This window comes from Cohnella rhizoplanae (genome assembly GCF_948329515.1).
Lineage (GTDB): Bacteria > Bacillota > Bacilli > Paenibacillales > Paenibacillaceae > Cohnella > Cohnella rhizoplanae.
The window spans coordinates 45,567-66,755 of sequence record NZ_CAOJCN010000001.1; the positions used below are offsets into that span (position 1 = coordinate 45,567).

17 protein-coding genes are annotated in these 21,189 nt (G+C 59.7%); 13 read left to right on the top strand and 4 right to left on the bottom strand.

The features are described from left to right. The first annotated feature begins 203 nt into the window (after positions 1 to 203). Positions 204 to 860, top strand: a complete 657-nt coding sequence (locus tag PQG80_RS00235) for an O-methyltransferase (RefSeq protein WP_271749100.1) — start codon at positions 204 to 206, stop codon at positions 858 to 860. Here PQG80_RS00235 and PQG80_RS00240 read toward each other — a convergent pair. Then, positions 847 to 2,064 (bottom strand): MFS transporter, encoded by a 1,218-nt coding sequence (locus tag PQG80_RS00240; RefSeq protein WP_271749101.1) that lies wholly within the window; start codon positions 2,062 to 2,064, stop codon positions 847 to 849. The genes PQG80_RS00235 and PQG80_RS00240 overlap by 14 nt on opposite strands. A gap of 162 nt (positions 2,065 to 2,226) precedes the next feature. On the opposite strand from PQG80_RS00240, the gene hemE reads away from it, so the two are divergent. Genes hemE through hemG form a run of 3 tightly spaced genes read left to right on the top strand, consistent with a single transcriptional unit; the run spans position 2,227 to position 5,707 of the window. Beyond that, positions 2,227 to 3,276 carry a uroporphyrinogen decarboxylase gene (gene hemE, locus PQG80_RS00245; RefSeq protein ID WP_271749102.1) on the top strand — a complete coding sequence of 350 codons (1,050 nt, stop codon included), beginning with the start codon at positions 2,227 to 2,229 and terminating at the stop codon, positions 3,274 to 3,276. After that, entirely contained in the window at positions 3,273 to 4,244 is a 972-nt protein-coding gene (gene hemH / locus PQG80_RS00250; protein WP_271749103.1) for a ferrochelatase, read from the top strand. The genes hemE and hemH overlap by 4 nt, the downstream gene beginning before the upstream one ends. Beyond that, a complete protein-coding gene (gene hemG / locus PQG80_RS00255; RefSeq protein WP_271749104.1) occupies positions 4,241 to 5,707 on the top strand; it encodes a protoporphyrinogen oxidase in 1,467 nt (488 codons plus the stop codon). The genes hemH and hemG overlap by 4 nt, the downstream gene beginning before the upstream one ends. A 321-nt stretch (positions 5,708 to 6,028) precedes the next feature. Here the strand turns inward: hemG and PQG80_RS00260 are convergent, their stop codons facing one another. Continuing rightward, a complete protein-coding gene (locus PQG80_RS00260; RefSeq protein WP_271749105.1) occupies positions 6,029 to 6,970 on the bottom strand; it encodes an IS1595 family transposase in 942 nt (313 codons plus the stop codon). A gap of 336 nt (positions 6,971 to 7,306) precedes the next feature. On the opposite strand from PQG80_RS00260, the gene PQG80_RS00265 reads away from it, so the two are divergent. The 9 genes from PQG80_RS00265 (at position 7,307) to PQG80_RS00305 (ending at position 18,058) form a co-directional block, all read left to right on the top strand. Then, the gene (locus tag PQG80_RS00265) at positions 7,307 to 9,190 is read left to right on the top strand and encodes a cache domain-containing sensor histidine kinase (RefSeq protein ID WP_271749106.1); all 1,884 of its coding nucleotides are present in this window, start codon (positions 7,307 to 7,309) and stop codon (positions 9,188 to 9,190) included. After that, positions 9,162 to 10,769, top strand: a complete 1,608-nt coding sequence (locus PQG80_RS00270; RefSeq protein ID WP_271749107.1) for a response regulator — start codon at positions 9,162 to 9,164, stop codon at positions 10,767 to 10,769. Before PQG80_RS00265 ends, PQG80_RS00270 begins: the two co-directional genes overlap by 29 nt. A 266-nt stretch (positions 10,770 to 11,035) precedes the next feature. Then, positions 11,036 to 12,433: a CapA family protein gene (locus PQG80_RS00275; protein WP_271749108.1), complete on the top strand. Its 1,398-nt coding sequence runs from the start codon at positions 11,036 to 11,038 to the stop codon at positions 12,431 to 12,433. A gap of 77 nt (positions 12,434 to 12,510) precedes the next feature. Continuing rightward, the gene (locus PQG80_RS00280; RefSeq protein WP_271749109.1) at positions 12,511 to 13,257 is read left to right on the top strand and encodes a glycerophosphodiester phosphodiesterase; all 747 of its coding nucleotides are present in this window, start codon (positions 12,511 to 12,513) and stop codon (positions 13,255 to 13,257) included. 12 nt (positions 13,258 to 13,269) lie between these two features. Further along, positions 13,270 to 13,908 (top strand): fumarylacetoacetate hydrolase family protein, encoded by a 639-nt coding sequence (locus PQG80_RS00285; protein ID WP_271749110.1) that lies wholly within the window; start codon positions 13,270 to 13,272, stop codon positions 13,906 to 13,908. A 243-nt stretch (positions 13,909 to 14,151) separates the two neighbouring features. Beyond that, the gene (locus PQG80_RS00290; RefSeq protein ID WP_271749111.1) at positions 14,152 to 15,576 is read left to right on the top strand and encodes an extracellular solute-binding protein; all 1,425 of its coding nucleotides are present in this window, start codon (positions 14,152 to 14,154) and stop codon (positions 15,574 to 15,576) included. A gap of 85 nt (positions 15,577 to 15,661) precedes the next feature. Continuing rightward, positions 15,662 to 16,543 (top strand): carbohydrate ABC transporter permease, encoded by an 882-nt coding sequence (locus PQG80_RS00295; protein ID WP_271749112.1) that lies wholly within the window; start codon positions 15,662 to 15,664, stop codon positions 16,541 to 16,543. Further along, on the top strand, positions 16,543 to 17,373 hold the full coding sequence (locus PQG80_RS00300; protein WP_271749113.1) for a carbohydrate ABC transporter permease: 831 nt from the start codon (positions 16,543 to 16,545) through the stop codon (positions 17,371 to 17,373). The genes PQG80_RS00295 and PQG80_RS00300 overlap by 1 nt, the downstream gene beginning before the upstream one ends. A 136-nt stretch (positions 17,374 to 17,509) precedes the next feature. Further along, entirely contained in the window at positions 17,510 to 18,058 is a 549-nt protein-coding gene (locus tag PQG80_RS00305) for a DNA-deoxyinosine glycosylase (RefSeq protein WP_271749114.1), read from the top strand. 20 nt (positions 18,059 to 18,078) lie between these two features. Here PQG80_RS00305 and PQG80_RS00310 read toward each other — a convergent pair whose 3' ends face one another. After that, a complete protein-coding gene (locus tag PQG80_RS00310; RefSeq protein WP_271749115.1) occupies positions 18,079 to 19,209 on the bottom strand; it encodes an HD domain-containing phosphohydrolase in 1,131 nt (376 codons plus the stop codon). Positions 19,210 to 19,347: 138 nt separating this feature from the next. After that, positions 19,348 to 21,144 (bottom strand): oligoendopeptidase F, encoded by a 1,797-nt coding sequence (gene pepF, locus PQG80_RS00315; protein WP_271749903.1) that lies wholly within the window; start codon positions 21,142 to 21,144, stop codon positions 19,348 to 19,350. Positions 21,145 to 21,189 lie beyond the last annotated feature (45 nt).

A 21,189-nucleotide genomic window follows, 5' to 3' on the forward strand; every position in this document is an offset into this window, starting at 1 on the left:
AGACCAGTATAACGCTTCCACCGCTATTTTTCACGCGCGAACTGCGTCCTGCCGTGTCATGGCGATCGGGCAATAAGGGGTGATACGTTATTTTGCAGGAACGCCGCGGAACGTATATAATTTTGAACGCCGAGCAACGAACGTGAATAAGAACGATCTCATTCAAGAACTTCTGAATGAAGATGAGAGAGGCGGGCCTGAAGATGGCAGAACGGTTCGATGAAGGGCGGACGATGAGTCCCGAAGCGTATTTGGACGGACTGTTCGAAGAGGATGCCGACTTGACTCGCGTGACGGCGTCGATACGGGAGCGTGGGATGCCCGAGATCTCGGTGGCGCCAGGCTACGGCCGACTGCTGACGATGCTGATCGCCGCCGCTCGCTGCAAGGCGCCGCTCGAGATCGGCGCGCTTGCCGGATACAGCGGCATATGCCTGGCCCGCGGCCTGTCCCAGGGCGGCAAGCTTACGTCGTTGGAGCTTAGGCCGGAGTATGCCGAACTGGCGCTGGCGAACCTGACGCAAGCGGGTTTTGGCGATCGCGCCGAGGTGATCGTGGGAGACGCGCTGGCTTCGCTGGATCGACTTGTCGCGGCGGGACGGCGTTTCGATTTTTTCTTTATCGACGCCGACAAGGAGAATTACCCGAATTACCTCGAGCGGGCGATTCTTCTCGCCGAGCCGGGAGCGCTGATCGCGGCCGATAACACGCTGCTGCGGGGACGTACGCTGAACGAATCGAAGCAAGGTCCCGCCGTGCAGGCGGTGCGGGACTTTAACCGCCGTCTGGCAACCGACCCGCGTTTGATGGGCACGCATTTGCCTTCCTACGACGGGCTCGCGTTATTTATGGTCCGCTAGCTTCAGCAGCGGAATCCCGATGGGTCAGCGAGCTTCGCGCCCATAGCGACGTCCCGAGAAGGGCCGCCGCCGAGATCAGAAAAAGGCCTTCGATGCCGATGTAACCGGACAGCGCGCCTCCGATGACGGGACCGGCCATATTGCCGAGCGCGACGGCGCTGCTGTTGAAGCCGAACGCCATGCTGACCTGGCTGTCGGGGGTGTGGCGGCGGATTAACGCGTTGACGGTCGGGATCAGTCCCCCGACGAAGCAGCCGAGCAAGAACCGGCAGACGAGCAGCTGCCCCACGCTCGTCACGAAAGCTTGCGGAATAAAAAGCACTCCCGCGCCGAGCAAAGAAAAGACGAGCACGCGCGTAGCGCCGCTCCGGTCGCTCACCTTGCCGAGCAGCGGCGCGCTGAACATGTTGGAGAAGCCCGTGACCGAGCCGACGAACCCCGCCCAAAAGGCGAGGTTCTCCGTCGTGCCGTGAAGATGCTGCACGTAGATCGGTATGAGCGCCATCGGGCTCAGCATCGCGAACTGGATCAGGAAGGTGACGGAGAACAGCGCCGGCAATTGCGGTATGGCGGCAAGCGCCTTAAAGGCGGCGGCCAGGCTGGTGCGCGGCGCGACGCGGGCGGCCGCCTTGTCGAAGCGCTCGCGCACCAGCAGCCAGGAAAGCAGGGAAGCGACGAACATGAGCGAGCCCGTTATATAGAAGATCGGCCGGAAGCCGAACGAATCCGCCATCAGTCCGCCGATCAGCGGCCCCAGGATCGTTCCGGCGGTGCCGCCGGATTGCAGGGTGCCCATCGCGAAGCCGATCTTGTGCTTCGGGGTCGACGCCGATACGAGCGAGACCGCCGCCGGGGAGTAGCCGGAGATGATGCCGTTGGCCATGCGAAGCAATAGCAGATGGAGCGGCGTCGCCGCGAAGCCCATCAGCACCATGACGATCGACATACCGAAGCCCGAGCGCAGCAGCATCACCTTGCGGCCGTAACGGTCCGACAGCTTGCCCCACAGCGGCTGAAAGAAGAAGGAGGTCACGAAATTAGCGGCGAAAATCAGCCCGGCCCATACGCCGATCTCGTGTTCGCCGACGACGCCGAGGTCCTGCTGCAGGTATAGGGACAGAAAGGGCGTGATCATCGTCATGCCCGCCATTACCAGAAAATTTCCAAGCCATAGCACCGCCAAATTGATTTTCCAACGCTCCAAGCCGCACCTCGTTCCTCTTCATCGGATATTTAACGGTTTGTCAACGGATTGTCATAAGGAGCCGAGGGCGGCAGGTTGTGGCATCCGGACAAAAAGGGCATAATAAAACCGAATGATCGCTTTATTGGGACCTATCCTATTACATAAAGGGGATACAGCGAAATGAATGACCGCTTCTTGCGCGCGTGCAGGCGCGAGCCCGTCGACCGGGTGCCCGTCTGGTACATGCGACAGGCCGGCCGGTACGACCCCGATTATCGCAAAATCAAAGAAAAATACAGCTTGCTCGAGATCTGCAGGCAGCCGGAGCTCGCGGCCGAAGTCACGATGATGCCGGTGCGCAAGCTTGGGGTGGACGCCGCGATTCTCTACTCCGATATTATGAACCCGGTCGCGTCGATCGGCATCGACTTCGATATCGTCAAGGATGTCGGTCCGGTCATCCATAATCCGGTTCGCTCGGAGGCCGACGTGGATCGTCTGACGCCGATCGACGCGGAGCGGGATTTGGGCCATGTGCTCGAGACGATCCGCATTCTGAGCCGGGAGCTCGACGTGCCTCTGATTACGTTCGCCGGCGCGCCGTTTACACTGGCTAGCTACATCGTGGAGGGGCGACCTTCCAAGTCGTATATGCGGACCAAGGCACTGATGTACGGACAGCCTGCGGTTTGGCACAAGCTGATGGCCAAGCTCGCCGACATGGCCGCCGCCTATTTGCGGGCGCACAAGTCTTCGGGCGCTCAGGCGGTTCAGCTATTCGACAGCTGGGTCGGCGCGCTTGCGCCGCACGATTTTGCCGAATTCGTGCTGCCGCATGTCGAGAGCATTTTTGCGCAGACGGCAGATCTCGATATTCCCAAGATATACTTCCCTGGCGTTAGCTCCGGCGAACTGCTTCCTTATATGAAAAATCTGCGCGCGGACGTGATCGGTCTTGATTGGCGCGTGTCCATTGCCGAAGGCCGCAGCCGGACGGGCGGACGGTTCGCCGTTCAGGGCAACCTGGATCCATATGTGCTGACGGCGCCGCAGGACGTCATTCATGCCAAGGCGCGCGCGATTCTGGACGAAGGCATGCGCGAGCCGGGCTTCATATTTAATCTGGGCCACGGTCTGTTCCCCGAGGCGTCGCTCGATAAACTGAAAGAGTTAACGGACTTCGTACACGACTACACCGCCCGGAAACTGGCGTCGGAGGTACCCCTATGAGCGATTCGGCTAGCGCGGCAATCGGCGTTCTTGTGATGTCTTACGGCACGCCCGAGAGTCTGGAAGGCGTCGAGGCTTATTATACGCATATCCGGCGGGGACATCCGCCGACGGAGGAGCAGCTCGAGGACCTGACGTCCCGGTACCGCGCCATCGTCGGCGGCGTTTTTCCGCTGCGGGAAAATACGAACAGGCAGGTCGCCGCGCTTCAGCGCAAATTGGACGAGTCGGCAGGCGCCGGGCGTTTCGTATGTTACCAGGGGCTTAAGCACGCGTCGCCATTTATCGAAGACGGCGTGGCGGCGATGGCCAGAGACGGTATCCGCTCGGCGATCGGTATCGTGTTGACGCCACAGTATTCCTCGATGAGCGTAGGCGGCTATCTCAAGCGCGCAAAAGAAGCGGCCGAGCAGCATGGCATCGCCTTCGCCGGCGTAGAGAGCTACCATCTGCATCCGGTTCTGATCGAGGCGCTTGCGGAGCGGGTGAAGGGCGGCATCGGCAAGCTGGGCGTAACCGCCGACGAGACGCTTGTATTGTTCAGCGCCCACAGCCTGCCCGCACGCATTTTGGAGATGAACGATCCCTACCAAGATCAGCTTCTCGAGACTTCCAAAGCGGTGGCCGATGCCGCAGGCATCGAACGCTGGCAGTTTACTTGGCAGAGCGCCGGGCAGACCGGTCAACCCTGGCTGGGGCCCGATATCCTGGATACGCTGGCCGGTCTGGCCAATGAGAACGTGAAGCGCGTTCTCGTTACGCCGGTTGGATTCGTCTCTGACCATCTGGAGGTCCTATACGACATCGACATCGAGGCCAAGCGGCGCGCGTCTGAGCTTGGGCTTAATCTCGAACGGATCGAGATGCTGAACGACGATCCCAAATACATGCAAGCCCTCTCGGATTCGGTCGTCGAGGCTGCCGGTCGAATCGATGCGTCCTCGGCGTCGGGAGCTTCCGGAGCATGAACGATGGAAAAGCGCTGCGGATTGCCGTCGTAGGCGGAGGCTTGACAGGTTTAAGCGCCGCCTTTTACGCTTGCCGTCTTGCGGATGAAGCCGGCGTCGCGGTTGAGGTTACCTTATTCGAAGCTTCGGATAGGCTGGGCGGCAAAGTAAACACGCTGCGACGAGACGGCTTCGTGATCGAACGAGGCCCGGATTCATTCCTCGGGCGCAAGCTTCCGATGCTCCATCTGGCCAAGGATCTTGACCTGCTAGGCGAGCTGGTCGGCACGAATCCCGCCGCCGTCAAGACATATCTAGCGCACGGCGGAGAGCTGCGGCCCATGCCCAAAGGTCTCAACTTGGGCATCCCGAACGACTTGGGCGCTTTTGCGCAGAACTCGCTCGTGTCTCCGCACGGCAAGCTAAGAGCGCTGGACGAGCTTCGAATCCCGCCCAATGTTACCGGCGATGACGAGTCCGTCGGCGACTTCCTCGAACGCAGGCTCGGACGTGAGATGGTCGAGAAGATCGCCGAGCCGCTGCTAGCAGGCATACACGCGGGCGATTTATATAAGCTCGGCATTCAAGCGACCTTCCCGCAGTTTGCGGAGATGGAGCGCAAGTACGGCAGCGTCATACGCGGCATGATAGAGGCGAAACGAAAAGCGCCCGTCGCCGGCGCAAAAGCGGCAGCCGCAAGGTCGGAGGCGGTCGGCGGCTATCCGGTCCCGCCTACGGCGTTCCTTACCTTCCGAAACGGGCTGTCTACCTTGATCGAGTCTCTTCAGGCGCGGCTGCAGGCGTACGATTGCGATGTTCGTTTGGGTACGGGCGTGCGGTCCTTGGAGCGTATCGACAGTGAGCAGCTAAGCGTTTACAAAATGAGGCTGGAGGATGGCACCGCTTTCGAAGCCGACCGCGTGCTGATCGCGACCCCCGCCTTCTCCGCTTTGCCGCTGCTAGCGCCTCATATCGACGCTGCGACACTCGCGAATATCGACTATGTCTCGGTCGCGAACGTCGTGCTCGGTTTCGACGAGAAAGGCTTCGGCCACAATCTAGACGGTTCGGGCTTCCTGGTACCTCGCGCGGAGAAGCGAACGATTACGGCCAGCACTTGGACCTCCGCCAAATGGCAGCATACAGCGCCAAGCGGCAAACGGCTGATTCGGTGTTACGTAGGCAGAGCCGGCGACGAATCAGGCGTCGAACTGCCGGATGCCGAGCTTGTCGAAGCCGTCCGTCTGGATCTTCGAGAGCTGATGGGGCTTACCGCCGAACCTGAATTCGTGGAAATTACCCGGCTCCGCCGTTCCATGCCGCAGTACCCCGTCGGACATACCGCCGCCATCGCAGCCTTGCGGGCTCAGCTAGCCGCATCCTTGCCAGGCGTATACGCAACCGGCGCTTCTTTCGACGCCGTAGGCCTCCCCGACTGCGTAGAAATGGGCAGGACCGCCGCCGTTCAGATGCTGCGCACTTAATTTCAGAGCACCATAAGCCGCCTCGCTAGTTTTAGCGAAGCGGTTTTTTTATACCTGATATCCAAAATATTCCACGCTCAGAGATAAGACTCCTTATTTTCGCCGCATGCCATTATCCCATTAGCTCAGGAATACTCCCTAACTCCACCATACTCCCGTAACCACTGGACTTCCGCAACTACTACACCGCTCCCGCAGCCACTGCACTTGCACTCCCGCAACCACTGCACTTTCGCAACTATTACACTCCCGCAGCCACTGCACTTGCGAGTCCACTACAATTAAACTCTCGATTCCATTTCCTACTTTAGTACCAGAACGCTAAGCGCCCCACCGAGAAAGATGAGTTCCTCTCCAGCGGGCTTTGCTTCCGAAAACGAGCCATGGGGTATCAAGCGTGGGTCTGTACGCGGTAAGTACCGGATACGCAAGGGCACGAGAGTTGGCGCACCAATAGAGGGACGTTGAGAAAGCTGCGAAGTTTTGCAGAGCGCAATTTTGCCTAAATGCGAATTCGTCTAAATAAAGCTGAAGGTGTTTGGCGCCGATGCCGTTGAACGTTAAATTAAGCCAAGCAGGGAACGCCTGGATGATAGGCCATAGTGTTGAATGCGCTTTGCGATAACGATAAGAATCAGGCGTATCCGCGTAGTCGGTATGTTCCTCGTAGAAGGCTTGAATCCCTTCAGGTTTGATAAATCGCTTGTCGGAGACAACATGATGCGGCAAGGGTTGTTTGATTTTGATAAAAACAGGGGTCTCTTCATCGTCGACGGAGGCGCCGATCAGCAGGGGCTGACGCGCATCGTCGAATACCGGATCACCGTAGTAGCATCGATCGATGCGGAGATTGCCGGTTAATCGCACGGAAGCATCCGCATCCGACATTGCGCTGCGTATCTTATGGGCCATGAGCCAGGCGGTCTTATAAGTGACTTGAATCACGTCAGCAAGGCGGAGAGCGCTGATCCCGTCCGGACGGGACAGCAAATAGATGGCATGAAACCAACGCGTAAGCGAAGTTCGGCTTCCCTCCATGACCGTACCAGCGATAACGGAGGTCTGCAGCCTGCACTTTACGCATTCGTATAGGGGGAGACGTCTCGTTGATACCGGATAGTAACGGGCGCCGCCGCAAGCCGGACATCGGAATCCGTCAGGCCAGCGCGCTGCGAACAGAGCAGAGACGCAAGCTTGCTCAGTGCCGAACCCCGCAAGAAACGCGTTATATGTCAAAGGGACCTCTTCCACCGCTTCTTGCATAAGGTCGAACACTCCCTTAACCTCAATCTCGTCCGCTTAATTATACCAAACGTATGTTCTCGTTACAACTAAAAATATCCAGGAGGTGTAGGCGTCAATCAATCCTGAGCGGAAGGGATAGTGGTATGCGAACGGGAAAAAGACATATATGCCTGACAGACCCGCCCAGCGCTTTGTAGACGATTTTATCCCCGCACCGTAGAATTAACTGCTTATTTCCTTCGCCGCAGGACCCTATAATTGAACTACGTCCCGCCCATGCATCCTGCTATAATGACACCAAGAATGTCAGATGAACATGACCCGTCGTTAAGGGTCGAGGAAAGGCTGGGGCCGATGAGTCTGGGCAAGCGCGTGTTTACCGCATTTTTTTTCTTTATCATCATGCCGCTCGTCGTGCTCGGCACGATATCCTATTTGGCATTCCAGCATATTACCGAGCAGAAATATTCCGATCAGATGGAGCTGTCGATGAACGCGATCGGCCGCAATCTGAACAATATGATCAAGGAAGCAAACTACTTTTCGGACTTTTGGGTGACGACCGAGGACAGCGTGGAAAGCGTGGAGCAAGCGCTCGGCGCAGGCGTGCAGAGTACGGGCGGCAAGCAGGATAAGGCGCAGGACGCCGAGAGCGGAGATTACGAGGAGCTGTTGGAAAAACAAAAGCTTACCGGCAGGGTGCTGCTCACCTATCCGGGGATCAAATCCGTAACGCTGTACCATATCGACGGCAAGGTCGTGAATCTGCGCTTCGTCGTCGACGAGCCGATCCCGCGGGACGTGCTGGAGAGCAATCCGCTCTATCCCGAGGTGCTCAGGAAGAACGGCGCTCCCGTGTGGATCGGCCCTAACGAAGACGCCCGTCTGACGGGTGCCAATAATCTGTTCACGCAGATCCGGGTGCTGCTCGATATCGATACGCTCAAGCCGAAGGGCGTGCTTGTGATGCGCTTCGGCATGACCGAGCTGGCGCGGACGTTTAACTTTTACAATACGGAGGGGGATGGAGACCGCCGTTATCTGATCGTGGGCAGAGGCGGCGTCGTCGTGTACGACAGCGCGGCCCGAATGGAGGGCGCGGCATTCGCGAATGCCGATCCGGGGGGCAAGTTGGACCTTTCCCGCAACTTTCAGACGAGCAAGATGGACTTCGACGGTCAGAAAAGCCTGGTATCGGTTCATAATCTGGGAGATATCAAGCGATTGGGCACAGGCGACTGGACGCTCGTGACCATCACGAGCTGGGGGTACTTGTCGGGCGATCTCGCCTCAATCCTTCGATACGTGGTGTTGATCACGATCGGCTGTCTCGCGTGCGCCCTCGTATTCAATCTGATGTTCGTCCGCCGGACGATCAGCTTCATCGTGAGCGTCGTCGGCGCGATGCGGAAGGTCGAACGGGGAGATCTGACGACGAGAGTGCCCGTCACGGGCAATGACGAGACGGTTATTCTCGCCAAGGGCTTCAACAGCTTGGTCGAAAGGGTATCGGAGCTGCTCAGCGACGTGACGATGGAGCAGCGGCGCAAAAGAAAAGCGGAGATGATGCTTTTGCAGGCGCAGATCAAGCCGCATTTTTTGTTCAACGCGCTAGAGTCGATCAATATTTTGGCGGTACAGAACGAAGGCCGGAAGGTAAGCAAAATGGTGCAGCGACTCGGCAACATTTTCCGAATCAGCATCACGCAAAAGGAAGAAATCACGATCGAGCAGGAGCTGGAGCACCTGCGCAGCTATCTGGAGATTCAAAAGTTCCGTTTCGAGGAGCTGTTCGAGTATAAGATCGAGGTGCCGCAGGAGCTGCTATCCCACACGATACTGAAGCTGACGCTGCAGCCGCTCGTCGAGAACAGCATCCAGCACGGGTTCGAGGGCATCGACTACTTGGGGGAAATCAGCGTGAGCGCGACGTTCGAGGGAGACCATATCGCTTTTTACGTGGCAGACAACGGGATCGGCATCTCGGACGAGCGGCTCGCACTGTTCGCTTCGAGCGGCGTGACGACGCTGGAACAGATGTACAGGGAGTCCCCCGAGACTGGGGAGCGGCGCGGGATGGGCGTAGGCAATGTCGCCGATCGGCTGCGCATACACTACGGCGCCGGTTTTGGTTTGACGTTGTGCAGCGCGCCCGGCCAGGGCACGATCATCAAGTGCGTCATACCAAGCGGGACGGGAGGCGACGAGCATGAGATTAAAGGCCCTGTTGGTGGATGACGAGATTCATATTTTAAAAAATCTTCAGGCGGTCATTCCTTGGGAGGAGCTCTCCATCGACGTCGCAGGCACGGCCAAAAACGGCGAGGCTGCGCTGGTACTTGTGCGCGAGCTGCAGCCGGAGCTCATTCTATGCGATATCCGCATGCCGGTCATGGACGGCATCGGATTTCTCGAAGCACTGCGCGAGCTGGGCTCCGACGCGGAGGTGATCATGATGACGGGCTACCAGGATTTCAGTTACGTGAGGTCCGTCATCCGTTACGAGGTCAAAGATTATATCTTAAAACCGATCGACTACGACGAGCTCGGTCAGACGATCGGCAGGCTGGCGGAGGGCATCCGGGAACGCAAGGCGGAGCAGCAGAGCATCCAACGGGAGTGGCATCAAGTCTTTCATCTGGCTTACGAGAAGGTGCTTTACGACGTGCTGATGGAAGTCGGGGGCGGATCCGCCAAGCCTTTTCTGAAGCTCCACGAGCTGTCGGGAGAGGACTTGACGTTCGCGATGCTGCTCGTCGACGTGGCCGATTATTCGCAGAAGGAACGTAACTGGGACGACAAAGAGCGCAAGCTCTGGAACTTTGCCGTCCACAACGTGCTGCAGGAGTATCTCTCGACGCTGCAGATTCCGTACTCCGTCCTGCAGGTCAGAAGCGGCGAGTGGTGCGTGCTGATCGAACGGGTACCCGCGGAGTCGTACGACAGGGCCCAATGCGAGGATTGGAGCGATCAACTGAGGGAAGCGGTAGAGCGGTACCTGAAGATCCAGATCCGGGTGGCCCTGCAGCCGTCGGCGGTATCGCTCGAAAAGCTCGCGCGCGTCTATAAAAATCTGCAGCGCTCGCTCAGCCTAAACGCGGGAGACAACACTGCGGCCATCGTGCCGGAACGGAAGAAGGAGCAGTCGGAGCACTCCCAGCGGCTATGGGATAGAATCGAAGAAATGGTCACGGGCCTGAAACGCTGCGATCGCAGAAAGACGGAAGCCGCGCTGCGGGAGCTGAACGAGAGCTTCAGGAAGCTCCCGGATGCTTCTTATGAACGCGTACAGCCCATTCTGCATTACCTTTGCCTGCATCTGCTGCGGGAGATGCGGTCGATGGACGTCATCCAAGCCGACGACGAAGCCGCGTTCTGGAAGCAGTTGGACCGCAACCCGGGTATTCGCGAGACGCTGACGGTCATTAACCGGCTCGTCGACCGTTCGATCGACAACGTGATGAAAAAGAAAACGAGCGACGTCCTTATGCTGTCTGCGCGGGACTATATCGAGCGCAACCTCTCTTCCGATCTCAGCATCGACGCGCTGGCCGATTACCTGGGCATCAGCGGCAGCTACTTCAGCCTGCTGTTCAAGCAGCGGTTCGGCGAAACGTTCGTCGAGTACGTCACGAAACAGCGAATGGAGATGGCCAAGTCGATGCTCGCGATCAGCGACAAGAGCATCACGGCCGTCGGGCAGATGGTCGGGTACGCAGAGCGAAGGTACTTCACTCGCGTATTCAGCAAGTATGCGGGGCTTCTGCCTTCGGAATACAGGGAGCAGGCGCAGGGCAGGACCGAGATCCTGCCATGATCGATCCCGTCGTAGAAGGAACGGGGACCTCCAGCCGGCGAATGGATCTGCGAATTCCAGCGCGCGCGACCGTCAGCCGACTGACGTACCGAAGGCGTTCAATAACGTCTCGACTGCCGCCCTTCAGCCAAGCGCTGGATGGCGGCTTTTAAATTTTGAAATATCAAGGTCGGGATGGCAACGGTCTGCTTCGTATGGCTTCGCCTAGCGGATCTTCTCTATGTTATAATTACGGGCATTAAGCACTTGTCGGAGGTATTATCCGGATGTCCTATTCCCGCGTTCAATCCAAGCAAAGAACCAAGCGCAAGCGCCGCTGGCCGGTCTTCGCCGTAATCGCGCTCATCCTCGTTCTCGCGCTGGCCGTCGGCGCATACGCAGCCTTCGTTGCCGGCGACGGGGACGACGGAGCCCCGCAGCAGCCGCTATCGGGGGCCACCGCTTCGGCAACGGCGCTGCCGGAGGACGATGCAACAGCTTCGCCGGCCGATTCCACGGATGCGATGCCGGACGATCTTGCGACCGAACCTGCCGAGCCCGCCGAGTCTGCCATTCCTTCCGGATCGACTCCCGCTTCGGAGGAGCCGCCAGCCAGCGAGAATGCCCCTGCGAAGAATCCTCCCGTCGAGGAGCCGTCCTCGTCAGTCGGCGAACCGTCGCCGACGCCCGACGAGGATTCCACGGAGCCGGGGGAAGCGGGCGGCGCAGGAACGCAGGGCGGATCCGTCACGCTTGCCTTCGTGGGCGATATTCTGCCGGCCTCGGGGGTCGGCAAGCTCATCGACCAGTACGGCGTGGACTATCCGTTCAAGCTGGCGAAGCCGCTGCTCGAATCCGCAGATATCGCGGCCGGCAACCTGGAGGCGCCGATCACGACCCGAGGCACGCCGGCAGAGAACAAGCAATACGTGTTCAAAGGCAAGCCGGAATATCTGAAAGGGCTCAAAAACGCAGGCCTGGATGTCGTCAGCCTCGCCAACAATCACACGCTGGACCAAGGGTGGGAAGGACTGAGCGATACGATGGACGCGCTCGACGACATCAAGCTCAAGCATATGGGGTCGGGCGCGGACGACAAGGAAGCGTTCGAGCCGGTCTATATGGAGCATGACGGACTCACGGTCGCGTATATCGGCGTCTCCAACGTCGTGCCCGAGGGCTCGTGGAAGGCCGGGCCGGACCATCCCGGCGTCGCCGAGACGTACGATACGACGCGGGCCGTGGCGACGGTCAAGAAAGCGCGCGAGCTGGCGGATGTCGTCGTCGTCATGGTCCACTGGGGCAACGAACGGGCGGACACGCCCAAGGAGGCGCAGTTCAACGTCGGCCATACGCTGATCGATGCCGGCGCGGATCTGATCGTCGGCAGCCACCCCCATGTGCTGCAGGGGTTCGAAGCCTACAAAGGCAAGTGGATCGCCTACAGCCTCGGGAACTTCGTCTTTACGACCAAGCAGGGATATTCCAAGACGCAGGATACCGGCGTACTGACCGCCGAGTGCAAGGCGGACGGCAAGTGCGACCTGCAATTCGAGCCGATGTACGCCAAAGCCTCGCAGCCCGGACCGATGGAGCCTGCGCAGGCCGCCGCGCTGCTGTCCAGGTTAGACAAGGCGTCGTATCACGCGAACGTCGATTCGAAGGGCCGCATAACGGCTAAGTAATAGTTGCTCGCGCGGAGACGATCCGCGAAGCGTATCATGATGCCGCACGCTCGCGTCGGAGAGAAAGGACGAAAGGTATGACTGTGACTGAAAAGGCCGCCCTGCATCCGTGCGTCGCGCATCGCGGCTGGTCCGGCGCCGCTCCGGAGAATACGATGGCCGCGTTCAGGCTGGCGCTGAGCGAGCCGACCGTCTATTGGATCGAACTGGACGTGCATCTGTCCAAGGACGACATCCCCGTCGTCATCCACGACGCATCGCTTAAGCGGACGACAGGGGTTAAGGCAAGAGTGCGGGACAAGACGGCGGCGGAGCTCGCCGCGCTGGACGCCGGCGGCTGGTTCCACCGCATGTACGCGGGAGAGGGCATCCCGACGCTCGCCCAGGTGCTGGACCTGACCCGGGGGCGCTGCCGGCTCAACATCGAGCTGAAGGACGGCGAGCCGGACAAGGACCTGCTCGCCCGCAAGGTCTGCGAGCTGCTGAAGGCGTACGATCGCGATGAAGATTCGATCATTACTTCGTTCGACCATGCGCTGCTGCTGTCCGTGAAGCGCTATGCGCCTCGCACCCGTACGGGATTAATATTGGACAAGCGGCCGACCAATATCGTAGCCGTGCTCGAGTCGCTCCAAGCGCAGGTGTTGTCTATCAATTATAAATACGTGAATGCCGCGCTTGTCGCCCAGACGGAAGCCGCCGGCATCGAGATCATGGCCTGGACGGTCAACGAGCAGCGCGAGCTGAACAAGCTGGCCGCTTATCCGCAGTCTTTCCAGCTGTGCACGAATTACCCGGACCGTTGGTTGGCGTCCGTTAAATAAGGAGACCGAACCATGACGAATCAGAATACGCTGGATTGCCGGAACATTTATTGCGTCGGCCGCAATTATCGGCTGCACGCGGCGGAGCTCGGCAACGCCGTGCCCGAATCCCCGATGATCTTCGCGAAGCCCTCGCATGCGGCCGTGCGTCTGGACGGCTCCGCGATCGCGCTGCCTGGGGACCGCGGCGCGGTACACTACGAGGCCGAGCTGGTCTGGCTGGCCGGCAGGCGCTACGAGCCCGGCATCGCCTTGCACGAGCTGTATACGCACTTCACGGTTGGGCTTGATCTCACGCTGCGCGACGTGCAGGACGGCTTGAAGGCGAAGGGCTACCCCTGGCTAGCGGCCAAGGGCTTCCGCCACTCCGCGCCGCTTGGCCGATGGTTGCCTTACGAGGCGAACGCGGAGCGCAGCGGCAGGTCGTTCGCCATGCGCCTGAACGGGACGGAGGTTCAGCGCGGCCACGCCGCCGACATGGTGTTCGACCTGGCCGCGCTGACCGCGCATGTGGGCGCCATCTACGGTATCGGCCCCGGCGATCTGCTGTTTACAGGCACGCCTGAGGGCGTAGGCAAGCTCGCCGACGGGGACGCGGTCGAGCTGCTGTGGGGCGACGAGCAGGTCGGCGCGGGGACGTTCGTCATCTAGCCTTCTCACGGCAAACGGATGCGGCATCCAACATAAATCCCCAACTAAGACGCGATTCGGACGATCTACGCCATGCTGGCGCGTCCGGGCGCGTCTTTTTGGCTATGATCGGCTTTCTGATGGCTATGATAAAACGAGTATAGGATTGTATCCCCCGGTTAGGGGTTTGACGTCCTTACATACCGCGCAATTCATTCTACAATGAAGAAGTCAAAGCAAACCAAACCTTGGGAGGGTCTACGAGTGAAAAAGAAATGGACTTCCGTAATGGCCGCATCGGTCGCCATGTCCGCCGTGCTGGCAGGTTGCGGCGGCAACAACGACAATAACGGCGCAGCGTCTCCATCGGCTAGCGAACCGGCCAGCCCAAGCGCGTCGGCGTCGGCGTCGGCCAGCGCGTCTCCGACCGCCAGCGCGTCCGAGCCGGCGAAGGTCGAGAACTTCACGGTCTCTCTCCGCCATATTCAGATCGGCGAGCCGCAGAAGTTCCGCAAGGCGATTCTCGACGACGTCGTCAAGAAGACGGAAGCCGATGTGCCCGGCCTCAAGTTCGAGCTCGACGGCGTAGAAGACAGCGTCAACCGCTTCACGAAGCTGCCGGCCGAGATGGCCGCCGGCAATCCGCCTAAGGTGTTCTCCCTGTTCGGCGGCGCGGGCGACGCGCAGAAGTATGCCAAAGCCGGGCGTTTGCTCGACCTGACCCCCATCCTCGACGAGCTGGGTATCAGAGACAAGTTCCTGAACGTCCTCGATTCCTTCTCCGTCGACGGCAAGGTATACGGCTTGCCGATCGGCGGCAACACCGAGGGCATCTTCTACAACACGGACTTGTTCGCAAAATACAGTCTTAACCCGCCGACCACTTGGGACGACCTGATCAAAGCGGCCGACACGCTCGCGCAGAACAAGATCACGCCTTTTGCCGTCGGTTCTAAGGGCGCCTGGGTGCCCAACATGCTCGTGAACACGCTGATCGGCCGCGTCGCGGGCGAAGCCGCCATCCCGGGCTTCAAATCGGGCGAAGCCAAGTGGAGTTCCCCGGACGTCGTCGCCGCTTACCAGCTGTACGCGGATTGGGAGAAGAAGGGCTACTTTACGAAGGGCGAGCTGGGCAAGGAATACGGCGACATGCTGAACGACTTCGTCGCAGGCAAAGCCGGCATGATGTTCGACGGCTCTTGGCGCAACTCCGCCTTCAAGAACGACGCGGTCGGCGCGGCGATCGCAGGCAAGGTGGCTTATGTAGCGCTTCCGGCAGTGCCTAACGGCAAGGGCGATCAAACGGCCGTCAATGCCAATTATGGCGAAGGCTACGGCTTCTCGGCCGATCTGAACGACAACGAGCTGGCCGCCGTCAAAGCGTTCATCAAGAACATGTACTCCGACGAGATGCAGCTTCGCGGCCTGCTCGAGGACGGCGTCCTGCCCTCCATGCAGCTGTCCGACGAATCCATCGCGCAGGTGACGGATCCGCTGCTCAAGCAAGTGCTCGACGTGCTCAAGTCCGCCGGCAAGACGTTCCCGCACTTCGACTCCGTCGTGCAATCCAAGGTCTACACCGAGACCGAGACGCAGCTGCAGAAGCTCATCGCAGGCAAGGCCTCGCCGCAGCAAGTCGGGGACGCGATCCAAAAAGTACAGGACGCCGAAAACGCCGCCGCGAAGTAAACCGCGCGGAAGCAACCGAGAAGCGCCGCCCGCCCCGCGTGGCGGCGCTTTCTCTACGCCTGTGAAGACGGCGGGGGAGGGACCAATGAAAACGACGCTGAAAAATCCCTATGTCTACCTGCTGTTCGTAGCGCCTACGGTAGCCATGTATTTTTTGTTTTTTATTTATCCGACGATTACGTCGTTCGTGTTCGGCTTCACGAACTGGGACGGACTGAACGATAGGAAGTTCGTCGGGCTCGACAACTTCGCGAATGCGTTCAAGGATGCCGAGTTCCGCAGCTCGATCTGGAATAACCTGGTTATTCTCCTGTTTTCCTGCTGTATCCAAGTGCCGCTGATCGTCGTCTTTTCGCTGCTGATCAGCCATGTCAAGCGATTCCAAGGCTTCTACAAGACAACCGTGTTCATGCCTTCCATTCTCTCGACCTCGATCATCGGGATTCTGTGGGGATACATTTACGATCCGGACGTGGGACTGCTCAACAGCTTTTTGAACGTATTCGGTATCGGCCCGATCTACTGGCTCGCCGAGCCTAAGTGGGCTATGTTCTCGATCCTGCTCACGAACGCCTGGCAGTGGATGGGCTTCTATATCGTTCTTATCCTGGCCGCGATCCTCGGCATCCCCAAGGATATCGACGAAGCGGCCATGATCGACGGGGCTACCGGCGTCCAACGGGCCTGGTATCTCACCGTGCCGCTGATCAGGCCGATCATCAACGTCGTCATCATGCTGTCGATCGCAGGCGCGCTGCGCGTCGTCGACATCGTCCTCGTCATGACGGGCGGCGGACCGGCGGGCAGCACGGAGGTCATGGCCTCCTATATGGTCAACAAAGCGATCAAGTACGGCGATTACGGCTACGGTTCCGCGCTCTCCATCATCATCTTCGTCATCGCGCTCATCCTGACCGCGCTGTATCAGCTGCTCATCGCGAGAAGACAGGAAAGGATTGAGTACTGATGCCAGTCGCCGTCAAAAAATCGATCCCGCATTTTTTTATGATCGTCTATGTCGTCGTCATTCTCGTCCCGTTCCTGTTCGTGCTCTTCTCCTCGCTCAAGACGAATAACACGGAGATCGCGCTTCATCCGTTCGGCCTTCCGAAGACGTGGGCGTTCGAAAATTATAAAGAAGCCTGGGTAAAGGCGAAGATCAGCGTCTACTTCTTCAACAGCCTGTACTTGGCCGCCAGCGCGGCCGTCGTCGGCGTCCTCATGGCCGCAGCTACCGCATTCGCCATGTCGCGCATGAAGCTCGACCGGATCAGCAAATGGATCTATCAGCTCGTGCTGATCGGCATGCTGATCCCCGGCAACGTGCTGTTCATCGCGCAATACTTTCTCGTGCGCGACCTGCACATCCTCGATACGCACTGGGCGCTGTTCCTGCCCTACACGGCGGGCGCGCTGCCGTTCAGCGTGCTGCTTCTGGTCGCCTTCATGCACAACATCCCGCACGAGCTGGAGGAGGCCGCGACGATCGACGGCATGGGCGCGATCCGCATGTTCTGGAGAATCATCCTGCCGCTGACGATCCCGGCGCTGGTCACCGTGTTCATCGTCAACTTCCTGGGCAACTGGAACGAATACCTGCTCGCGAACTTCTTCATCAGCCGCGACGCGCTTCGCACGCTGCCGACGGGCATGGTCGGCTTCCGCGACGCGTTCCAGACCAACTACGCGCTCGTCTGCACGGGCATCGTGTTCAGCGTACTGCCCGTGCTGATCCTGTATTCGATTCTTCAGCGCCAGATCATCGAGGGGCTGACGGCGGGCAGCGTCAAGGGCTGAACCGTCATCTTGCAGCCATGCCTACCACATGACCACCGATATGACCACCCCATGCCGACCCGCTTGCCGCGAACGCCATACGATTTGCCATGCGTCTCTTCGCTGTGACACAATGGAGAGACGGAGGTGAGCCGCCATGACGGAGACGAGCAGGGTATACGCCTTGCCGCCGGTCGCGGACGCGAATTCATGGATCTTGTTCCTGGGGAGTATGCCGGGCGCGGCCTCGCTTGCGGCGAGCCGCTATTACGGGCATGCCCGCAACCACTTTTGGCCGATCCTCTACAGACTGCACGGCGCCGGGGCGCCTGACGAGTCCTATGAGGATCGGCTTCGTTTTGCATTGGCGCACGGCTGCGCGCTCTGGGATACGATCGCTTCGTGCGAGCGGGAGGGGAGCTTGGATGTGGATATCCGGGAGGCCGAGCCGACCGATATTCCGGGGCTGCTGAGGGCGTACCCCAACATCGAGGTCCTCGCCTGCAACGGAGGAAAGTCGTACGATACGTTAACGAAGCATTATGGCGGGGATCCGGAGGTGAGCAGGCGGACGGTGCTGAAGCTGCCTTCGACGAGCCCGATCCCGACCCGGCAGCATAAAGGGCTCGAAGAAAAGGCCGCGGCTTGGCTTCGGGCGCTGGCGCCGTTCGTCAAGCCGCAGCCGGATCAAGAGGCGCAGTCGTAAGGCTTCGTCCTGCCGTGCGTTCAGCCGGCTTCATCGTTTATCCGGTCGTTCAAGCTGTCGCGGATCGCGACCAGCTCGCCGAGCTTGTCGAAGAAAACGTCGACGACCGCCGGGTCGAAGTGCCGGCCCCGCTCCTCGAGGAACAGCTTCTCGATGCGGTCCAACGGCCAGGCGGCCTTGTACACGCGCTCCGCGCTAAGCGCGTCGAACACGTCGGCCACCGCGGTGATCCGTCCGTAGATGTGGATGTCCTCGCCCGCGAGTCCGTTCGGATAGCCGCTGCCGTCCCACTTCTCGTGGTGCTGCTCCGCGATAACCGCGGCCGCGGCGAGCAGCTCGCGCCGAGAACCCTTGAGCAGTTGATGTCCGATCCGGGTGTGCGACTTGATGATATCGTACTCCTCGTCGGTCAGCTTGCCCGGCTTGTTCAGCACGGCGTCCGGGATCGCGACCTTGCCGATGTCGTGCATCGGAGACACGTCGCGCAGCATCTCGGCTTCGCGGTCGGACAGCCCGTACGCCTTGGCCAGCACGTACGAATACTCGGCTACGCGCCGCACGTGGTTGCCCGTTTCCTTGGACCGGATCTCGCCGATCTCGCCCATCGTCGAGATGATCTCGCGCTGCGTGTCCGCGATCTCCTGATGAAGCATGACCGATTCCAGCGATTTGCCGGCGTAGGAGGCGGCGAGCGACAGCAGGTTCATGTCGTAGTCGGTGAACTTGCCGGCTTCGGTCATTTTATTGATCGCCTGATAGGCGCCGATCGTCTCGCCGTCGTTGTTCGTGAACGGGATCGTGATGATCGACTTCGTCTGGTAGCCCGTCTTGCGGTCATTCTCGGCGTTGTGCCGCGGATCGTGCCGGGCGTCCTCGATGATGACCGGCTCCCCCGTCGCGATGGCATGTCCGACCAGGCCGGAGCCGATCGGGATGCGGATCTCCTTGACGCCGTGGGCCACCGTCGTATAGAGCTCGCCGCTCGCTTCGTCGATCAGCCAGACCGTGCACCTGTCGGCCACGATCATCTCGCGGCCCATGTTGGCCATGAGCACGAGCACTTTGTCCAGCTTGGACTCGCTCGAGATCTTGGCCATATATTCAAAGATAATGGTCAGCAATTGTTCGGACGATAGATCCTTCCCCAGCATCCTATCCCTCTCCCCGTCAACTTTCCGTGTATCTATTCGTGTCGATAGGGCTCGATTCCTGCCGCGTTTTGGTTCTAAAGTATAAAAAAAGAACGACCGCCAAAGGCGGACGTTCCAAAGACGCAGACAACTTAGTTCTTAATTCCCTGTTAATTGCTCCATTTGCTCGATCAATCCTTCGAACACGCTGAGCGCCTGCTCGATCGGAGCCGGCGTCGACATGTCCACGCCCGCTTTTTTGAGAATGTTGATCGAGTAGTCGTTGCCGCCGCTCTTCAGGAAGCCGAGATATCGGTCGACGGCGGGCTGCCCCTCGCTGAGGATCTGCTTGGCGAAGCTGGTCGCGGCAGAGAAGCCCGTCGCGTACTTGTAGACGTAAAAACTCGTGTAGAAGTGGGGGATGCGCGCCCACTCCATGGCGATGTCCTTGTCCACGACCATGTCCTCGCCATAGTACTTGACGTTGAGATCGTAGTAGATGGCCGACAGCTCTTCCGGCGTCAGCGACTCTCCGCTCTCTGCCTTCGCGTGCACGATTTTCTCGAACTCGGCGAACATCGTCTGGCGGAACACGGTCGTGCGGAATTGGTCCGCGTAGTAGGTGAGCAAGTACATTTTTTCCTTCGGATCCTTGGAGCGGTCGAGCAGATAGTCCATGAGCAGCGCTTCGTTCAGCGTGGACGCGACCTCTGCGAGGAAGATCGTATACTGCGCGTCGCGGTACTCGTTGCTCTCGTCGGAGTAGTACGAATGCAGCGCGTGGCCCATCTCGTGCGCGAGCGTGAACATGCTGTTCAGGTTGTCCTTGTGATTGAGCAGGACGTACGGGTGCGTGCCGTACGCGCCCCAGCTGTACGCGCCGCTGCGCTTGCCTTCGTTTTCGTAGACGTCGATCCAGCCTTTGTCGAAGCCCTCCTGGAGCACCTTGCGATAGTCGTCGCCGAGCGGCTTCAGGCTGTCGTATACGGTCTTCTTGGCGTCCTCGTAGCCGATGTCCATATCGAACTCGTCGACCAGCGGCGCGAACAGGTCGTACATATGAAGCTCGTCGACCTTGAGCAGCTTTTTGCGCAGCGCCATGTAGCGGTGCATGAGCGGCAGGTGCTCGTGGATCGTGCCGATCAGGTTGTCATAGACGTCGACGGGGATGTTGTCGCCGAAGAGGGACATCTCGAGGGCGGACGGATAATGGCGGGCGTGCGCGTAAAACAGGTTCTTGGTCACGTTCGCGTTCAGCGTCGCGGCGAGCGTATTGCGCCATTTGCCGTACGTGTCGTACACCGCCTTGAAGGCAGCCTCGCGCACGCCGCGGTCGCGGCTTTCGAGGAACTGGATGTACCGGCCGTGCGTCAGCTCGACTTCCTCGCCTTTTTCGTTCTTCACCTTCGGAAACTTCATGTCGGCGTTGTTCAGCATGCCGAAGATGGTATTCGGCGCCTGGGACAGGTTGCCGACCTGGGCGAGCAGCGACTCCTCGCTCTTGGAGAGCGTGTGGGGCTTGCGCCGCAGCATTTCCTCGAGCGTGCGCCGGTATGTAGGCTTCAGCGTCGGGTCCGCGATAATGCGCTTCAGCGTCTCCTCGGACAGACTCAGAATTTCAGGCGTAATATAGGAAGTCGCCTCTCCGGCTTCGACGCTGAGCTTCTTGGCCTTCTCGGACAGCGCCTGATACTTGGAGTCGGCCATGTCCTCGTGGCTGCGCATATTCGCGAAGACATAGAGCCGCTCGGTCAGAAGCGACAGTTCGTCGTCCTTGGCGAAGCAGGCGGAGATCGCCGCCGCGTCGGTCAGCTTGCCTTGGTAAGATGCGATCTCGGCCAGCTGCTCGCGCACCTGCGCATATTCGCGGTCCCATGCCGCTTGATCCGGGTAGATGTCTTCCAGATGCCAGCGGTGTTCAGCCGGCACTTCGCTGCGTCTTGGCACTTCGTTCATCTTCATCGGCCTCCTCGGTACGTAGGATACGCTGCGGGCCTCTTC